General features: G+C 40.5%; 13 protein-coding genes. 3 read left to right on the plus strand and 10 right to left on the minus strand.

Annotated features, from left to right (window positions below; genetic code table 11):
• Window positions 1-2: 2 nt before the first annotated feature.
• From C3F34_RS11235 to yccS, 4 genes are all read right to left on the minus strand, one after another.
• Complete coding sequence (locus C3F34_RS11235) at window positions 3-788, minus strand: YdcF family protein (RefSeq protein WP_104441619.1); 786 nt, start codon at window positions 786-788, stop codon at window positions 3-5.
• Between the two features lie 132 nt (window positions 789-920).
• Entirely contained in the window at window positions 921-3,530 is a 2,610-nt protein-coding gene (locus C3F34_RS11240) for a PepSY domain-containing protein (protein ID WP_104441620.1), read from the minus strand.
• A gap of 161 nt (window positions 3,531-3,691) precedes the next feature.
• On the minus strand, window positions 3,692-4,252 hold the full coding sequence (locus C3F34_RS11245; protein ID WP_016167056.1) for a YcxB family protein: 561 nt from the start codon (window positions 4,250-4,252) through the stop codon (window positions 3,692-3,694).
• Between the two features lie 160 nt (window positions 4,253-4,412).
• A complete protein-coding gene (gene yccS, locus C3F34_RS11250) occupies window positions 4,413-6,587 on the minus strand; it encodes a YccS family putative transporter (protein WP_104441621.1) in 2,175 nt (724 codons plus the stop codon).
• A 141-nt stretch (window positions 6,588-6,728) separates the two neighbouring features.
• On the opposite strand from yccS, the gene C3F34_RS11255 reads away from it, so the two are divergent.
• Window positions 6,729-7,946: a multidrug effflux MFS transporter gene (locus C3F34_RS11255; RefSeq protein ID WP_044737928.1), complete on the plus strand. Its 1,218-nt coding sequence runs from the start codon at window positions 6,729-6,731 to the stop codon at window positions 7,944-7,946.
• Window positions 7,947-8,018: 72 nt separating this feature from the next.
• On the opposite strand, the gene C3F34_RS11260 is transcribed toward C3F34_RS11255, so the two are convergent.
• On the minus strand, window positions 8,019-8,576 hold the full coding sequence (locus C3F34_RS11260; protein WP_044737927.1) for a hypothetical protein: 558 nt from the start codon (window positions 8,574-8,576) through the stop codon (window positions 8,019-8,021).
• 245 nt (window positions 8,577-8,821) lie between these two features.
• On the opposite strand from C3F34_RS11260, the gene C3F34_RS11265 reads away from it, so the two are divergent.
• Window positions 8,822-10,321 carry a cation:proton antiporter gene (locus tag C3F34_RS11265; RefSeq protein ID WP_044737926.1) on the plus strand — a complete coding sequence of 500 codons (1,500 nt, stop codon included), beginning with the start codon at window positions 8,822-8,824 and terminating at the stop codon, window positions 10,319-10,321.
• A gap of 33 nt (window positions 10,322-10,354) precedes the next feature.
• Window positions 10,355-10,693 carry an MGMT family protein gene (locus C3F34_RS11270; protein ID WP_044737933.1) on the plus strand — a complete coding sequence of 113 codons (339 nt, stop codon included), beginning with the start codon at window positions 10,355-10,357 and terminating at the stop codon, window positions 10,691-10,693.
• 54 nt (window positions 10,694-10,747) lie between these two features.
• Here C3F34_RS11270 and C3F34_RS11275 read toward each other — a convergent pair whose 3' ends face one another.
• From C3F34_RS11275 to carB, 5 genes are all read right to left on the minus strand, one after another.
• Window positions 10,748-11,188 (minus strand): universal stress protein, encoded by a 441-nt coding sequence (locus tag C3F34_RS11275; protein ID WP_016167050.1) that lies wholly within the window; start codon window positions 11,186-11,188, stop codon window positions 10,748-10,750.
• A 337-nt stretch (window positions 11,189-11,525) separates the two neighbouring features.
• Window positions 11,526-12,152 carry a CatB-related O-acetyltransferase gene (locus tag C3F34_RS11280; protein ID WP_044737925.1) on the minus strand — a complete coding sequence of 209 codons (627 nt, stop codon included), beginning with the start codon at window positions 12,150-12,152 and terminating at the stop codon, window positions 11,526-11,528.
• A 55-nt stretch (window positions 12,153-12,207) separates the two neighbouring features.
• The gene (locus tag C3F34_RS11285; protein WP_044737924.1) at window positions 12,208-13,080 is read right to left on the minus strand and encodes a class I SAM-dependent methyltransferase; all 873 of its coding nucleotides are present in this window, start codon (window positions 13,078-13,080) and stop codon (window positions 12,208-12,210) included.
• A 201-nt stretch (window positions 13,081-13,281) separates the two neighbouring features.
• Window positions 13,282-13,758, minus strand: a complete 477-nt coding sequence (gene greA, locus C3F34_RS11290) for a transcription elongation factor GreA (protein WP_016167048.1) — start codon at window positions 13,756-13,758, stop codon at window positions 13,282-13,284.
• Window positions 13,759-13,851: 93 nt separating this feature from the next.
• Entirely contained in the window at window positions 13,852-17,085 is a 3,234-nt protein-coding gene (gene carB / locus C3F34_RS11295) for a carbamoyl-phosphate synthase large subunit (protein ID WP_044737923.1), read from the minus strand.
• Window position 17,086 lies beyond the last annotated feature (1 nt).

Genomic DNA, 17,086 nt, shown 5'->3' on the forward strand with positions numbered 1-17,086 from the left:
CCTTAAAACTCATTTAAGAGCCAACCACTACCATAAGCAAAATATTCTCTAAGCCATGAATTATAACGGTTAATGAAAGGTGTGGGCGCGGCTACAGTAAAGATATGACGATAGCCTTGTTTATGGGCAATTGCAGCAGCTCTTAAGGTATGGAAATCACTGGTAACGATAGCAATAGGTTCATTCAATTGAATATTGAGCTGAGCAAGAATGGGTTTGCTATTCTTTAGATTTAAATCGGTACAGGTGCTTTTGTCTTCTAACCAAATACGAGTAGGGGATATCGAGAAGTTTTGCTGAACGTACTTTGACATTACTTCTGCTTCAGTGAATTTTTCTCGAAAATCTAAACCGCCCGTCATAATGAGGGGGATGTTGGGTTGTTGTTTTGCCAGTACGGCAGCTCGATTTAAGCGCTGTGCTAAGGTAGCAGAAGGTTGACCATGCTCGATACCACTCCCCAAAACAATAATAGCTTTCACTGGCGTGAGTTGAGCATTATTTTGGCCTGCTAGATGCAAATAGATAAAAAAGCAAAGTACGCTTGTACTCCAAAGCAAAAATCCCCAGCAACCTATACACCAGAGGATATGTCTATATCGAGTTTGGTGAACAAAGAGTTGAACTTTAGGGTAGAAAAGTGCAAAGACTAGCAGTCCTGATCCAATTAACAACGGCAGTATAGTACCTAAATGAATTTTATTGAGACTAATTAAATAAGCCCCATCCAGAAAGAGTGCAGTTCCAATAAGTACTGCGAATAGTCTTTTTAATCGTATTGATTGCATAATTCTAGATTGGTTTGATGTGTTGAAGATAAATGCTTATGACATGAAACGTATTGTCGAATGGATAAATAAAATGATGAATAAAAAACCGAGCCTATTTAAGCTCGGTTTTTTATTTTATGCTACTGCTTTTTAGTATACATCACGACGATAGCGCCCTTCATGACGAAGTTGTTCTACCGTATTTTCACCCAGAATGTCGATGAGCGCATGCTCGACATCTTGGGCCATTCCCTGAATGCTACCACAGACATAAATGACTGCACCACGATTGAACCATGAGATTAGCTCTGCTGCTTGATTACGCAAAACATGGTGTACATAGACCTTTTCCGCTTGATCACGTGAGAAAGCCAAATCCAGACGTTCTAACATGCCTGTACTTTGCCACGCTTCAATCGTAGTTTGATAGAAAAAATCATGTTCTCGTTGCCGTTCACCGAAGATCAGCCAATTTTGGGTGTAATCAGCACGGACACGCGCATGTAATAGACTCATCAGTCCTGCAATGCCTGTGCCATTACCAATACAAATGATTGGACGATTGTCATCAATGAGGTGGAATGACACATTATTACGAATACGAAGTGCAATCTCTTGACCAATTTCAGTATGTGCTGTTAACCAACCCGAACCTAAGCCAAGTTCACCCGTATGATCACTTTGCTGACGTACCACTAAACGTAGTGTTTGCTGCGAGGGAATACTGGCAATGGAATATTCGCGTGAAGCTAAAGTGTGTAGTTGCTCAAGCAAATGTTCCATGTTGGCAAAAGGTTCAACATCGGTATTTAGTTGTTTGTCCCATAATGCCTGCTCAATTGAAACGGCTAAGGACTCCACCTGAGTTTGGGGGGCAATTTGATGTTTCGCCATAAATTCAGCAATACGCTTCGCACTGTTGCCGGGTTGAATTTCGGCAATATCACCCGCTTGCCAATGTGCTTCATGCTGGGCTTTTAGTTCGATATTAAATGCAGGCGCACCAAGACTATTTGGATTCAATAAATCACGTTGGGTTAATGTCCATCGATCAAACGTTTTATCGATGTGCATGGCTTGTAAATCTAGCTTGCTGCTTTTTGCTAGTGCGTGATTCCAACGCTGTATATCTTCAGGGTTGGCATTATCGACTTCTATGGTGTCGAACAGTGCGTGTGCTTGATTTTGTTTAAGCCAAGCCGCAATGGCATGTCCGAAGCTACAATAACTGTCTGGATATTCTTTGGAGCCTAAGGCCAATACTGCAAAATGCACATGGCTTAAATCTATTTGACTATTCAGTATTTTCTTAACAAAACCTGAAGCAAGATCAGGTGCATCGCCGGTACCGTAGGTACTCGCAACAAACAAGATTTGTTGAGCCGATTGCAGATCTTCAAGAGTCAGTTGTTGCACGGTTTTGACAGTTACAGGCTGGCGAGCTTCTTGTAAACTCGTGGCTGTACGCCAAGCCAATTGCTCAGCCACACCTGTTTGGGAAGCATAAGCAATCAGCCAAGGTTTTGCATTTGGATCTACAGTGATGCTGTGATGGCTTACACGGGCTGCTAAGGTTAATTTTTTCTGCTTACGACGTTTAAGATACAGCATCCACCCAGTGACAAAGAACAATGGCATTGCAAGTGCAGCAAGCATGGCAAAGAAGTGATATACAGGCCCAAAGAAGCTACCACGGTGTACGGGCAGCATACTGCTCATGATTTTCTCATTGAGCTTTTTGTCTGCATATAATTCAATATTTTGTATGGTTGCAGTTTGATAGTTATAGACGGCTTTATTTCGTGCTCGTTCATGTTGTGGAACTGGATCGACAAAACCAAGTTCAACTTGACCATCTGCTTTTTTAGGCAGGTTTAAAGTGAGTGTTGAGTAGTCATGTCCTAGTTTGGCTTGAACACCTGTCCAAGTTTGTGAAAGTACCGTTTGCATTTGTATTGGACTAAGCTCGGTGTTGCTTCGAGTTTGCATATTGGCATTATGAGAACGACCTTGTGAGGCGTGTTCACCTGACGCTCCACGTGGGCCTCGTTGTCCTTCAGGTTTACCGCCTTGCATTTCTGGTTTCGGTTGTTCCACACCCATCACTTTAAACATGCCACTACGCCACCAATCATAAGACCAGTAAAGTCCTGTACATGCCATCAGTAAATAAAATACCACCACCCATGTACCCACTACGGCATGTAAGTCCCATAGGAAGTTGCGACCTTTGAGTTTTGGCTTAACAAAAAGCCATTGTTTGACCGAGTGTTTTTTGGGCCAGCGTAAATATAATCCACTCAGGACAAAGAAAATCAGCATGAGTGTACACGCTGCCGTAATTTGTTTACCTATAGGTCCGACAGTTAAATTACGATGTAATTGCTGCACAAACTGGAAAAAACCTTGTCCCTTTATTTCTGGCAGAACTTCAGCAGAGTAGGGGTTGACCATCATGTTATAGCCGCGTCGTGCCCCTTCTTTGACAATATTGACCGTGCTTGATGCTGTCGGGTCTTTCGCAATTGTGATGCTATTAATCTGGATCTTCGGATCGACTTGCTGAAAATGTAAATAAAGTTCAGCTGGTGTAAGTTTATCTCGATTTTCCGCCTGTACAACATAGCTATCCGTATTGATCCATTGAAGGATTTGCTGATCATAAGAATAAATAGCGCCAGTCACGCCCATAATGGACAGTATTAATCCAGCGGTAATCCCCATAAACCAATGGATTTGGAAAAATATTTTTTTCAACATGATGGTCAAGTGTTGGAAGTGTGAAAAAATTGGCGAAATTATAACTTAAGATTTGGCAGATAATGTGGATTTTGAGGATAATATTTATTCTCATTATCGTTTTTAATTGGTTTTGTAAAAAAGCCTTCATATTTCAGAAGGCTTTTCAGGAATCGGGTCGCTTAGATTTTCTTCGCTTCACCTACAGATTCATTTAAATGCTTGCGTATGGTTTCAAAAGAGAAATTACGTGAGTCCATGCGCTTAGGTAAAATATAGGCACCTTGTTGACCTTTGACTTTAAAGTTCAACAACATAAATTCTGGCGTGTTGTACCATTCGTAAATGTCTTTCCAGCCAATTGCACCAACGCCTTCTTGCATACCCATTTGCTGGCGCATCACGATACCGTGAGGTTGTACACCCAGTTTTACGCCTTTAATTTCCTGAACAGGAAACTCATTCATTTTGCGTTTAACATACCACTCTAAGCCATAAGTGCGGATTGCAAGGTATAAAGCCACCCCGACAATTGCCACCCAGCAAAAAATAGTTGAGTAGTTTTTTAATAAGATGATGCCCACAATCGCAAGAGCTACGATGGCACCCATAATCATCCATGCTTTGGTGCTAATTTTATTGGTACTACGCCAAATCACCATCTGAGCATGGCGTTGCTCAGCTTCAGAGATTTCGTAGTTCACAGGTTGTAGCGTATAAGCGTATAAATTTTTTGCGGTCATAGTGAAAAGAGCAAATTTAAAACTAGAGAAAGTTTAGCATTAAATAGTCAGGGTTGATACGTTATAAATGCATTGTATTGCGGGGAAATTGCTGCTTTTTTAACAGCAAAATTTTGGATGCCCCGCCAGCCAATCTATGATTTGTAAAATTCGATATTCATTATAAAGATGCAAACTCAGTCGCCTGATCATCACGTTCATTGCTCAAGTTTTGCTTGAGGTGACTCAATTGCTGCAAAATACTGAACATTAACGATAATTGCTGCAAAATAATCAAAGACAATTGATCTTCTTTTTTATCTTGTGTGAGGCGCTGCCGAATGGTTTGCAACATATTTTGTGCAGTTAAATCGGGCATTTCATCTTTCAGTAATGCACCTTGAATATCTTCCTGTGCCTGACTGAGTAAATTCAGAATTTCAGGATCTGTGATTTGGGCACGATGTGCACCGAGGGCCGCAATATAACTCAAAAAGGTGTGATTCAAACAAAGAAACTCAAATGCCTGACTTTTTTGCGTAGGGTCAAAGTCGGGTTCGGTGGCAAGGGTTGAAATCAGGGAGGCGACATCGGCATCGGTGTTATGTGCGGCACGTCGCACGACACGATAATTCAGACCATTATTACGCCCTTGTTTATATTGCTGAATCACTTCATTTAAGTAGGCACATTGCGCCTGTAAGCTACGTTGAATACTATGCGGTAGCCGACGGAATTTCCAATCTGGAAAAATAAAACTCACGCCTAACCATGCCAAGGCACAACCGATCAAGGTATCAATCATTCGTGGTACAGCGGCTGAAAAACCTAGACCATCTAAATTAAAATTAATTAAAGCCAAAATGGTGATAAAAGCAGTCGCTTGTGCATACTGTTTACTGCGTAATTCAAAAAACAGCACGCCACTCAAAACTAGCAGCAGTAACTGACCTTCAACCGAAGGAATAAAATACAACACCGCTTCACCAATGATGATTCCGATGAGTGTGCCGACGACTCGTAGACGGAGTCGGCGTTTGGTGGCATTAAAGTTGGGTTGGCAGACAAATAATGCGGTTAGAATAATCCAGTATCCGTATTGAATCTGCGTGACTTGTACAAAAATATAGCCGACCAGTAAAACAATTGAGAGTCGGATAGCGTGACGGAACAACACAGATTCAGGTGTAAGATGTTGTTTGATTCGGATGACAATATCATCCCAACCTTTAAGATCATCATCTTTAAGCTGGTTTTCAAGTTGTTTACTTTTATCAAAAACGATATTTTGTTCAGTTTCCAAGTTACGCAGTTGTGCATCGATTGACTTAAGGTTTTGGTATAAAGAGAACAGGGCATTCACCCAAATCGGATCGTAATGGTTATCGTCGCGTAATTTTTCTAAAGACACCTTTAGGTTTTGAAAAGAATGTTTAAAACGCTTGTTATGTTTATAGTTTTTCCGTAATAAGATGCTTTCGCTCAAATCTTTACAGGCTTTACCCTGAATAGTCAAAATTCGTTGGAAGCGAAATAGAATATCGCTGTGTTCAAAAACCTTGGTTAAAATTTGATAGTCAATATGGGCGGAATCTGCACGTTCATGGATATCTTGTGCGACAAAATAATATTGTAAACTACGTCGAGTATCGCGTTGACCGCGGTCACCTTTTAAGCGAGTGAGCAGGGCAGTTTTCATTTCGTTGAAAATGCCCACTAATTTGCCATTTTCCAGTGACAAATCAATCATGCTTTGCTGATAGCTTTGTGGGGTCATGTCTACATCAAATAGATTGGATTTGGCAAAGAGGAAATTGCCCAGTGAGGAATAGCATTCGGACAACTTATCTTGTACTTGACGCACAGGGAACAACAAGAAGCTGATGGTGGAAATGACACCATACCATGCGGCACCTGCGACCAGTAGTGAAGGTTGCATATACCATTGGTCAAATAAATGTACGCCCAACATGGAATACACAGAAATGACCAAACAACCATAAGAAATGGTGGCATAGCGTCGACCCAAAGAACCCAATAAAATAAAGCCAATACAAGAGATGATCAGCCCGATGGCAAACAGAATCGGGTGCGGGAAAAGAAAATAAATAGAGGTTGCTGTAACAAAAAAACCGATATAGGTATAAACCAAATTTAAAAGACGCACCGAGAAGCGGTCATCAATATCACTGAGACCTGCGGCAACAACACCCAGTGTAAGTGGGATGGTGGCCAGTTGATAGTCTAAAAAATAAGGAACAAATGCAGTCCCTGCGAACGCAATAATCATGCGCACGTTATACATAAAAGAGGTGTTATAAGTGGTTTGCTTCAGACGAGTAAGCCAAGTGTTCAAGTGGTTTCCTTCAAGAGATGTACATCAAACCTTTATGCAAAAAGTAGGCTTGAGTCAGGATTTAATTTCACTTTTTTCATCAAGAAATAATACTATGGAGAGTGTAAGCTTGTCTTGTTTCTTCGTAGTTAAAAATTAAATATGAATGCTGCTCAATCTCCCGTAAAAAAAACCTATTCGACTTCTTGGATTATGTTGTTGGCGTTATTAACTGCCTTAGGTCCACTCTCCATTGATATGTATTTACCTGCTTTGCCGCAAATGGCCAAAGACTTTGGGGTTAGTACCCAAATGGTGGCAAATACTTTGCCTGCTTATTTTTTGGGACTCGCAATTGGGCAGCTTATTTATGGACCATTGAGTGATCGGATTGGGCGTAAGAAACCGCTGTACTTTGGCTTAAGCTTATATGTCGTTGCCAGTTTGCTCTGCGTGCTTGCGAGTAATGAATGGGCACTCATAGCTGCCAGAGTATTACAAGCATTAGGAGGATGTGTAGGGGTGGTAATTGCACGAGCCGCTATTCGAGATCGTTTAGATATGAATGCCTCTGCACAGGCTTTTGCCAGTATGATGATTGTGATGGGGGTGGCACCAATTTTGGCACCAACTTTGGGAGCATTGGTGCTTAGTTATTTTAATTGGCACGCCATTTTTGTTTTTCTAATGATGATTGGCGCTGCATGCTGGTTGTGTATTCATTTCTTTTTTCAGGAAACCTTACAGCCTGAACGCCGTCTACGTTTAAATTTAACCCAAGTTTTCCAATTGTATGCAGCTATTTTTCAAGATCGTAGCTTTCGCGTTCCAATGTTGGCAGGCTGTTTCTCGGGTGGTGTGCTGTTTTGCTATATCAGCTCATCCGCATCGGTGTTGATGAATGGTTATGGTTTAAATCAACAGCACTTTGCAATTGCTTTTGGTTCGAATGCCTTTGGGATTATGTTGTTATCGACCCTAAACAAAAAAATGGGTAAACATCTTTCTGTCTTTACCCGTCTGAAAATTGGCGGATTTATTCAGCTTACAGGTGCTTTGGTGTTAGTACTTGCAGGTCTGTTGCAACAAGCTCCAATTGAACTGGTGTATGCAGGCATGTTCTTGGCGGTTTCAGGAATTGGTTTTACAGGCCCAAATGCAATGGCATTGGCGATGTCTGAACAAGGTGCACGTGCAGGAACAGCGAGTGCGGTGATGGGCAGTATGCAATTTGCTTGCGGCTTGCTAGGCGGAGTGATTCTGAATTTCTTGGTTTGGACAGACTTAATGAATATGGCAACCTTGATGCTGTGTTTCATTGCCATCGCAATGTTAGCAATCTTTAGTTTATCTCCAGAAAAAGTAATGGCTCAATCATAGGGCTGAAGCGAAGTAAGACAGCCATCATCATGATTGAAAAAAGATGGCTGTTTTTGAATACGCAGCTATGGGCTATTTACGAAGAAATTGCTTAAAGTTACGCAGAATACGGAAGCTGACATACAAAGCAATTAGCGCAAAGATAGCAATCCCGAAGACCACATATTTTAACTGCTGAATGTCTTGTTGGAAGAACGTTTGGATTTGCACATCAGTATAATTAAAACGGCTGACTTTCTGAGTTTGGCTGTCATGAAATTGAATATGTTGAATATAATGTTGCTGCCCAATTTTTTTTAAACCCAAAGTGTCAATTTGACGTCGATGGGTTTGATTCTCTGCATCGATACACAAGTCTTGTGCATAGTGCTCACAGCTCATTTTGGCGATAAAGCCTTGGTTGGCGACGAGAATAAAAACAGACTCATCGGGTTTCTGATTATTGGTAACCAGTACCAGAGGTTTAGCTCTAGTTGACTTTAGTTCAAACTGTTGCGCTTGAGTTAAAGCTTGAGTCGCATTTTTAATTTCTAATGTTTTGACGATACATGTCCAGACCAATGCCAACGTAATTAAAAAAATACTGGTTGCGAAACATAGGCGAAATACGGTTTTAATGGTCTGGTGCATAAATGAGCCAATCTCCTAAAAGTTTAAACGGCAAAATAGCGTGAGTCATTTGAATAGGGATTCAATCTAAACGCTTTGTTTAATCCTGTACAAGTTTTATGTTAAAAAAATTTAACGAAACTAGGAGGCTAGCTTTAAAAGACGGTACACTGAAATGTAAAGAATAGTGTTTAAGTCAATATTTAGTTCGCAAATCATTGAGTTCATTCGCTTGATTTTATCTCTTGGTTAGCATCGGAACTCGCATGGGTAATTTTTTATTTCTTCAAATTTTCACGGTTATTTTTGCATTATCAATTGCGACCACGATTTTTAACAAGCGAATTTTAGGTTTTCCACAAGCCATAGGTGTTCCGATTGTCTCCGCAATTTTTGTCTTTATTTTGCAGTGGGGGGCAAGTCTGTTAAATGGTAATCAGTTTATTACCATCAATATTCATAATATTGAAAATGCCGTACGTCACATCGATTTCTATGATTTTCTGATCAACGGGGTGATTTGTTTTATTCTGACCTCTTCTGCTTTGAAGTTCAAAGTGTCTGATTTACGTAGTTATTGGAAGCCGATCAGTATTTTAGCCAGTATCGCATTGGTACTCTGTGCCGTGTTCTTCGGCGTGGCGCTCTATGGTTATCAATTTTTAGTCGGGCACCATGTTGACCTATTAGTGTTGTTGCTTTTGGGGGCAGCTTTGGGGGCAACCGATCCGATTGGGATTAAGGGAGTATTAAGTTCGGTTCGTGCACCGCACCATTTAATGGTCAAGCTAGAAGGCGAATCCTTATTTAATGATGCTATGTGTATTGCCTTATTCATGACTTTGCTGAATGTATTACAAGGCGAGCATTTTAGTTTAATCGGCACACTACAAACCTTACTCTATGAAATTGTTGTTGCAATTATTATTGGTTGGGGTTTTGGTCTGGCAATTCTGAGATTACTTCGTGGCAAACATGAAATGGAATCTCTTATTTTAACGACCGCTTTACTGGCATGTGGATCTTACTTGGTCGCACTTTTTGCACATGCTTCTGCACCAATTGCCTGCGTATTTGGTGGATTAATTGTCGGAAATCGTTGGAAGGAAATCCTACAAGAACGTGAAATTCGGGAGGTCAATCACTTTTGGCATACCGTTGAGGGAATTATTAACTCCTTCTTATTTACCTTAATTGGTTTAGAACTCTTTATTCTAGATTTAAGCGTGAGTCTGATTTTGGGTGGTATTATTGCCTTTATTATTCTGCATGCATCACGTTTTGCAGCGAATTATCTTGCCTTTGCTTTTTTCCCAAGTTTTCGACACAAAAGTTATAACGGAAGTTTAGCAATTCTGTCTTGGGGTGGGGTGCGTGGTGGAATTTCGTTGGCTTTGATTCTTGCTGTTGCCAATATTCCACAATTGAGTGAATACAGCAGTATCCTGATTGGGTACACTTTTATTAGCGTACTTCTATCGGGTTTGGTCTGTGGATTAGGGTTACCCGCTGTGATGAATGCTTTTTATTACAATCCGAATGAAGAGACAGAAGGCTTCAAAGGTTGGTATCAGCGTTTGTGCCATAAGATGAACCGTAAAGGTTTTCAGTATATTGTCGGGGAAGATGCGACTGGCAATGAAACCATCACTATTTATAACCCAGACGCCTTTGTCGATGTAAAAGCAGAAGATGGTGTTGCTGCTGTACATAATCCTGAAAAAGTCCAAGAAGTGAAACGTCTAGAAAGTCCTGGAAACTTCTAACTTCTCTGTTACGAAGAGGTTATATTGATGTCAATGACTCAATCATCTTCAAAAGAATTAGCACAGTTAATTCTGCAAGTGGTTGCTTTAATTCCTTATGGAAAAGTTGCAACCTATGGACAAATTGCCAAGATGGCAGGTTTGCCTAAACATGCTCGTTTAGTTGGGCGTGTATTGCAACAAGTTGAAGATAAGTACTTGCCTTGGCATCGTGTAATTAATTCACAAGGTAAAATTAGCCTAAGTAAGCTGGATGTTCAAGGGGATAATCTTCAAATTATAAAATTACAAGCAGAGAATATTGTTGTGAATGCAGGGAAGATAAATTTGAAGCTCTATCAGTGGGATGGAGAAATTTCTAAAGTTATTTGAAGGGTCTTACATCCAATGCTGAATATGAATGTAAGACCAAGTTGATGAATCAAATTATTGACGAACCACCAATACAGGTACGCTAGTCTCCCCCAGAATTTTTTGTGCGACACTACCTAAGAAGAATTTTTTCAATCCTGTACGGCCATGTGAACCAATCACGATTAAATCAGCATTGATTTCTTTAGCAGCATTAATAATTTCTTGATGGATCATTTGCCCTTCAAGTAAACGCGTTTCAACATTTAAGCCTTCTGCACTAAATTTAGCTTTGGCATCTTGAAGTGTACCTTCAATTGATGAACGAGCACGTTCAATCAAATCATTGGTCTGTGCCGCAGTAATATATTCGGCAGCAATGTATGGGTCTAAGGCAAGTACTTGAACAACAGTAATTTTACTACCAAATACTTTGGCGAGTTCTGCTGCTTGTTTTACTGCTGCAAAAGAAGTGTCTGAACCGTCAACTGGAACTAAAATATTTTGATAAGCCATCTGTATTACTCCTTGTTTTCATTAAAAACTTTTTAGAAGCTGCTTTATTTGAGAGTTGCGACTCAAAACTATTGTTTATACTTTTATACTAACGCTAATTTTGATTTTATAAAACCTAGTATTTTCATAGGGATAAGGCTTTATAAACCGTCGATTCCATAACTTAACTTAGCATGTTTTTTGCCTAAAAAGTATGCATTGTTGTACTAAAGTCGGGTAAAAATTGTGAGAAAAATGAAATGGCTATTAAAAAGAGAAAAGAAGGGGGGCGAAAATTATAGGAATTGTATCTAGGCAGCGAACTTTATTGAAAACTAAGATGCTTGAATTGATTCACTCAACTACTCTTTGAGAGGTATTGTATTAGGGCTTCTACATCATTCGTCTGCAATTGCTCGCGCATTTTTAAAAACTGCTTTTCATCTAAGTCATAAAGTTTGAGGGCAAGCAGTTTTTGAATATCATCTTCTGGAAATCGGTATTTAATAATTTTTGCAGGTACACCACCTACAACCGCATAAGGTGGCACGTCTTTAGTGACTACAGCACCCGTCGCAACCACAGCCCCTTCACCTAGTGTAACCCCTTGCATAATCATGGCACGAGAGCCAATCCAGCAACCATCGCCAATAATAGTATTTCCAGCAGGGACAAAACTACGCGTATCAAAAGGGAAGGCTGAAATCCAGTCGGTACGATGCAGTTGATTTCCTCCCATCATAATTATGCATTCAGCACCAAAACAGACAAAATTTCCAATATAAAGTTGGTCAATTGGTTTTTCGGGCGTAGAAGGTTTGTCATGTAAATAACGCACGACACAACGTTCAAAACCTTGGTCCCAATAGGCTGAATAATATGAATAATTCCCTTTGATATGAATATTCGGATTCTTCACGGTTTTTGAGATGAATTCGAATTCGCACCAGTGTTTGACAGGGGAGTTAATCAAAGGTTCAGACATACAATGTTTTAGGTTGGAAGAAATGATGTCATTGTATATGACTTACCAGAAATTTCTATGTAATCATGATGCGAAGTAAATGCGTTGCTTGAGTATGTTGTATGCCATCTGCCCGCTGATGAAAGTACCGTTCTGTAATTTCTTTACCAGACAAATCTTCCAATACGATGTATCCCATTTGAAATAAAGCTTGATGCAAATGTTCGGTGTTTAACGCCCCAACAATGGGCTCATTTAAAATATGGGTAAATTTAGATAGGGCAAGTACGCCCACACGTTCTATCCCTTTCAGCGTTGTATAGTCTAGAGAATAGTCCAATACCAATTCGCTATTTGGTGCAGCATAGGAGGCAATATTTTGTAAGGTTGCTAACGTTATTTCGGGTTTTAAATAGTGTGTAGTACCTAACCAAGAGAAAAAGCTGGTTTGTTTAGACTCAAAGCTGCTGTGCTGTAATGCAGTAGAAATGGCTTCATTCTCAAAATCAATAGGAACAAATTCCACATTGTTTGGAATTTTTCCTAAAAGCCTCAATTTATTAATTTTCAAGGCTTGAGTATCTGGATGATCAAGTTCATAGATTTTTAATTCAGGATAGAGTGCCGCTTGCCGTAACACAAAAGAATCTAATCCAGCACCAATCATGACATATTGTTGTATACCAAGTTCAATGGCTTCTGATAGCCAGTCCTCAGCATAAATGGAACGTCCTGTAACTTGGGCAGTTAATAATCCAAAGCTACGGTTAAATAGTCGTGAATTGAAGGCTTTCATAAACAACGGATTGGAAAGTAAAGTACGCCATCCAGAACTGGTCATTTTCCAAGCATAGGGATCTGAAAAAACAGGATTTGTATTATTCAGATAATGATTAGCACGAATTGCGGCTGCAGCTTCGGCAGTTTTACTCGCGTGTCCAGTTTTCATATTTTTGATAGTCTTAATTTTTTATTGGGTTTACTTTAAAGGAATGGGTTAAATCTACAATAGTCATTAAGCTCCTTGAACTGGCAATTTTGCTCATTTTGTATTGGAGCTGATTGCACATACCGAGATTTTAGATATTCATGGTCTTAGTTTATGAAAAAGCCCCTCAAAAGAGGGGCTTGAATCACTAATTACATAAAATTAGAGATATTCAACGCTCACAATTTCGTATTCAACTTCGCCATTTGGTGTTTGAATCTTGGCTTCGTCACCTTCACTTTTTCCTAAAAGACCACGTGCAATTGGAGAATTGACAGAAATCTTATTAATTTTGAAATCTGCTTCGTCATCACCCACGATCATATACGTCTTTTGTTCTTCGGTATCTAAGTTTTCAATCGTCACCGTTACACCAAAAACAACACGACCATTTTGTTCAAGTTCTTTTACATCAATAACTTGAGCTGCACCCAATTTACCTTCGATGTCTTGGATACGACCTTCACAGAAACCTTGTTGCTCACGTGCAGCATGGTATTCCGCGTTTTCTTTTAAATCCCCATGTTCACGTGCTTCAGCAATGGCTGCTGTAATACGTGGACGTTCAATACTTTTTAATTGATGTAATTCTTTCTCTAAGGCTTCTTTGCCTTGGGGAGTCATAGGATAACGTTGCATTGTTGTCCCTCAAGTTTGTGAGTGTAAAAAATACAGGTTTATAAATGAAAAAAGCCCGCCACCGATAAGGTGACGGGACTTATCGGAAACGAATTAAACTACGGTTTGTAAATCTTGCAAACGGTATACATCCATTGGTAATTGGATTCCAAATGCTTGGCAAACTGCTTCAGCACCGTTAATGGTGGTTGTGTAATACACTTTACCTTGTAACGCAGCACGACGAATCATCGCTGAGTCATACTGAGCACGTTTGCCCTCAGTGGTATTGACAATAAGGTGTATTTCACCATTTTTCAAGCGGTCTACAATGTGCGGACGGCCTTCGGTTACTTTATTTACACGTTCACATGCTAAACCTGCTTGGCTAAGTACATCATGTGTACCACCAGTAGCTACAAGTTTGAAGCCGAAAGAAACAAGTTTCTTCGCAATATCAACGATGTATTTCTTGTCAGATTCACGTACAGACAAGAATGCGTGTTTAACTTCGCCTTCTGTTGGTAAACCTGGTAAGCGTTCATTTGAACCAAGCACTGCTTTGTAGAATGCTTCACCAAATGTTTTACCTACACCCATCACTTCACCTGTAGATTTCATCTCAGGGCCAAGCATTGGGTCTACGCCAGGGAATTTAGCAAATGGGAAGACAGCTTCTTTTACAGCAAAGTGAGTTGGAATAATCTCTTTAGTGAAACCTTGAGATTCTAAAGACTGACCCGCCATACAACGTGCAGCAACTTTTGCTAAAGATTCGCCAATACATTTTGATACGAATGGAACGGTACGTGATGCACGTGGGTTCACTTCGAGTACATAAATGTCATTGCCTTTCACTGCAAATTGAACGTTCATTAAACCAATTACGCCAAGCTCTTTTGCCATAGCGACAGTTTGACGACGCATTTCGTCTTGGACTTCTTGTGAAAGAGAGTATGGAGGAATTGAACATGCTGAGTCACCTGAGTGAATACCTGCTTGTTCGATGTGCTGCATAATCCCGCCAATCACCACATTCTTACCATCAGATACACAGTCAACATCGACTTCAGTTGCATCATCAAGGAAATGGTCAAGAAGAACAGGCGCTTCGTTAGACGCTTGAACTGCTTCACGAAGGTAGCGTTTTAATTCATCTTCGTTATATACGATTTCCATTGCACGACCACCCAATACATAAGATGGACGAACAACCAGTGGGTAACCCACTTTCGCAGCTTCGGAAATACCTTCTTCTGCTGATTTAACGATACTGTTGTTTGGTTGACGTAATTGCAGACGTTGAATCATTTGTTGGAAACGTTCACGGTCTTCTGCACGGTCAATAGCATCAGGAGATGTACCGATAATTGGAGCACCCGCTTCTTCTAAAGCACGTGCCAATTTCAACGGAGTTTGACCGCCGTACTGAACGATAATGCCTTTTGGCTTTTCAGTACGAACGATTTCTAATACGTCTTCAAGTGTAATCGGTTCGAAGTACAAGCGATCAGAAGTGTCATAGTCAGTTGAAACTGTTTCAGGGTTACAGTTCACCATAATGGTTTCGTAACCGTCTTCACGCATAGCTAAAGCAGCGTGTACACAGCAGTAGTCAAACTCAATACCTTGACCAATACGGTTAGGACCACCCCCGATGACCATGATTTTGTCTTTAGTTGACGGGTTTGCTTCACACTCTTCGTCATAAGTTGAGTACATGTAGGCTGTATCAGATTCGAATTCAGCGGCACATGTATCTACACGTTTGTAAACTGGAGTGACGCCCAAGTTCCAACGATGCTTACGGAATTGCTTTTGCGAAATACCCATCAAGTTTGCAATACGAAGGTCAGATAAACCTTTACGTTTGAATGAACGGATGTTTTCAGCAGTTAAATCACCAAAACCTAAAGTTTTAATTTCATTTTCAGTTTTGATGATGTCTTCGATTTGAATCAAGAACCATTTGTCAATTTTGGTTGCTTCAAACACTTCATTTAAAGTGAAGCCGTGGCGGAATGCATCCGCAACATACCAAATACGCTCTGGACCTGGAACTTTAAGTTCAACCAGAATCTTTTCACGCGCACCTTCAGCACCGACTTCGATTTTTTCATCGAAACCACAAACACCAACTTCTAAACCACGAAGAGCTTTGTTCATCGATTCTTGGAAGTTACGGCCAATCGCCATGACTTCACCCACAGATTTCATCTGTGTCGTCAATACTGGTTCCGCTTGTGGGAATTTTTCGAAGTTGAAACGTGGAATTTTAGTTACTACGTAGTCAATCGCAGGTTCGAATGATGCAGGAGTTGTACCGCCAGTGATGTCATTTTTCAATTCATCAAGGGTATAGCCTACAGCAAGTTTTGCTGCAATCTTCGCAATTGGGAAACCAGTTGCTTTAGATGCTAAAGCAGATGAACGAGATACACGTGGGTTCATCTCGATGATCACCATACGACCATCTTTCGGGTTAATACCGAACTGAACGTTAGAACCACCTGTTTCCACACCAATTTCACGTAAAACTGCTAAAGAAGCATTACGCATCAACTGGTATTCTTTGTCCGTTAGAGTTTGTGCAGGAGCAACAGTGATTGAGTCACCTGTGTGCACGCCCATTGGGTCAAAGTTTTCAATCGAACATACGATGATGCAGTTGTCGTTTTTGTCACGAACAACTTCCATTTCGTACTCTTTCCAACCAATTAAAGATTCATCGATCAATAATTGTTTAGTTGGAGAAAGATCGAAACCACGTTCGCAAATTTCGATGAATTCTTCTTTGTTGTAGGCGATACCACCACCTGAACCACCCATTGTGAATGATGGACGGATAATCACAGGGAAGCCAAAGCGCGCTTGAATTTCTAAAGCTTGTTCCATTGACTCAGCAATGTCAGCTTTTGGACATTCAAGGCCAATTTTACGCATCGCGATATCGAAAAGTTTACGGTCTTCCGCTTTTTCAATCGCTTCTTTGGTTGCACCAATTAATTCAACATTGAATTTTTCTAAAATGCCATGCTCATCTAGTGCAAGGGCACAGTTCAATGCGGTTTGACCACCCATGGTCGGAAGAACAGCATCTGGGCGTTCTTTCTCAATGATCTGTGCAACAGTTTGCCAAGTGATCGGCTCGATATACGTTGCATCTGCCATTGATGGGTCAGTCATAATGGTTGCTGGGTTAGAGTTCACCAGAATAACACGGTAGCCTTCTTCACGAAGGGCTTTACAAGCTTGCGCACCTGAGTAGTCAAACTCGCAGGCCTGACCAATCACAATTGGACCAGCACCAATAATTAAGATGCTTTTAATATCCGTACGTTTAGGCATT

Origin of the sequence: Acinetobacter sp. ACNIH2 (genome assembly GCF_002934965.1) — a bacterium.
In the GTDB taxonomy this organism is placed as follows: Bacteria; Pseudomonadota; Gammaproteobacteria; order Pseudomonadales; family Moraxellaceae; genus Acinetobacter; species Acinetobacter tandoii.

Excerpts from the sequence above, each read along its gene's own strand:
- C3F34_RS11235 (WP_104441619.1), bottom strand. The coding sequence starts at position 788 with ATGCAATCAATACGATTAAAAAGACTATTCGCAGTACTTATTGGAACT.
- C3F34_RS11240 (WP_104441620.1), bottom strand. The coding sequence starts at position 3,530 with ATGTTGAAAAAAATATTTTTCCAAATCCATTGGTTTATGGGGATTACC.
- C3F34_RS11245 (WP_016167056.1), bottom strand. The coding sequence starts at position 4,252 with ATGACCGCAAAAAATTTATACGCTTATACGCTACAACCTGTGAACTAC.
- C3F34_RS11255 (WP_044737928.1), top strand. The coding sequence starts at position 6,729 with ATGAATGCTGCTCAATCTCCCGTAAAAAAAACCTATTCGACTTCTTGG.
- C3F34_RS11260 (WP_044737927.1), bottom strand. The coding sequence starts at position 8,576 with ATGCACCAGACCATTAAAACCGTATTTCGCCTATGTTTCGCAACCAGT.
- C3F34_RS11265 (WP_044737926.1), top strand. The coding sequence starts at position 8,822 with ATGGGTAATTTTTTATTTCTTCAAATTTTCACGGTTATTTTTGCATTA.
- C3F34_RS11270 (WP_044737933.1), top strand. The coding sequence starts at position 10,355 with ATGACTCAATCATCTTCAAAAGAATTAGCACAGTTAATTCTGCAAGTG.
- C3F34_RS11275 (WP_016167050.1), bottom strand. The coding sequence starts at position 11,188 with ATGGCTTATCAAAATATTTTAGTTCCAGTTGACGGTTCAGACACTTCT.
- C3F34_RS11280 (WP_044737925.1), bottom strand. The coding sequence starts at position 12,152 with ATGTCTGAACCTTTGATTAACTCCCCTGTCAAACACTGGTGCGAATTC.
- C3F34_RS11285 (WP_044737924.1), bottom strand. The coding sequence starts at position 13,080 with ATGAAAACTGGACACGCGAGTAAAACTGCCGAAGCTGCAGCCGCAATT.
- greA (WP_016167048.1), bottom strand. The coding sequence starts at position 13,758 with ATGCAACGTTATCCTATGACTCCCCAAGGCAAAGAAGCCTTAGAGAAA.
- carB (WP_044737923.1), bottom strand. The coding sequence starts at position 17,085 with ATGCCTAAACGTACGGATATTAAAAGCATCTTAATTATTGGTGCTGGT.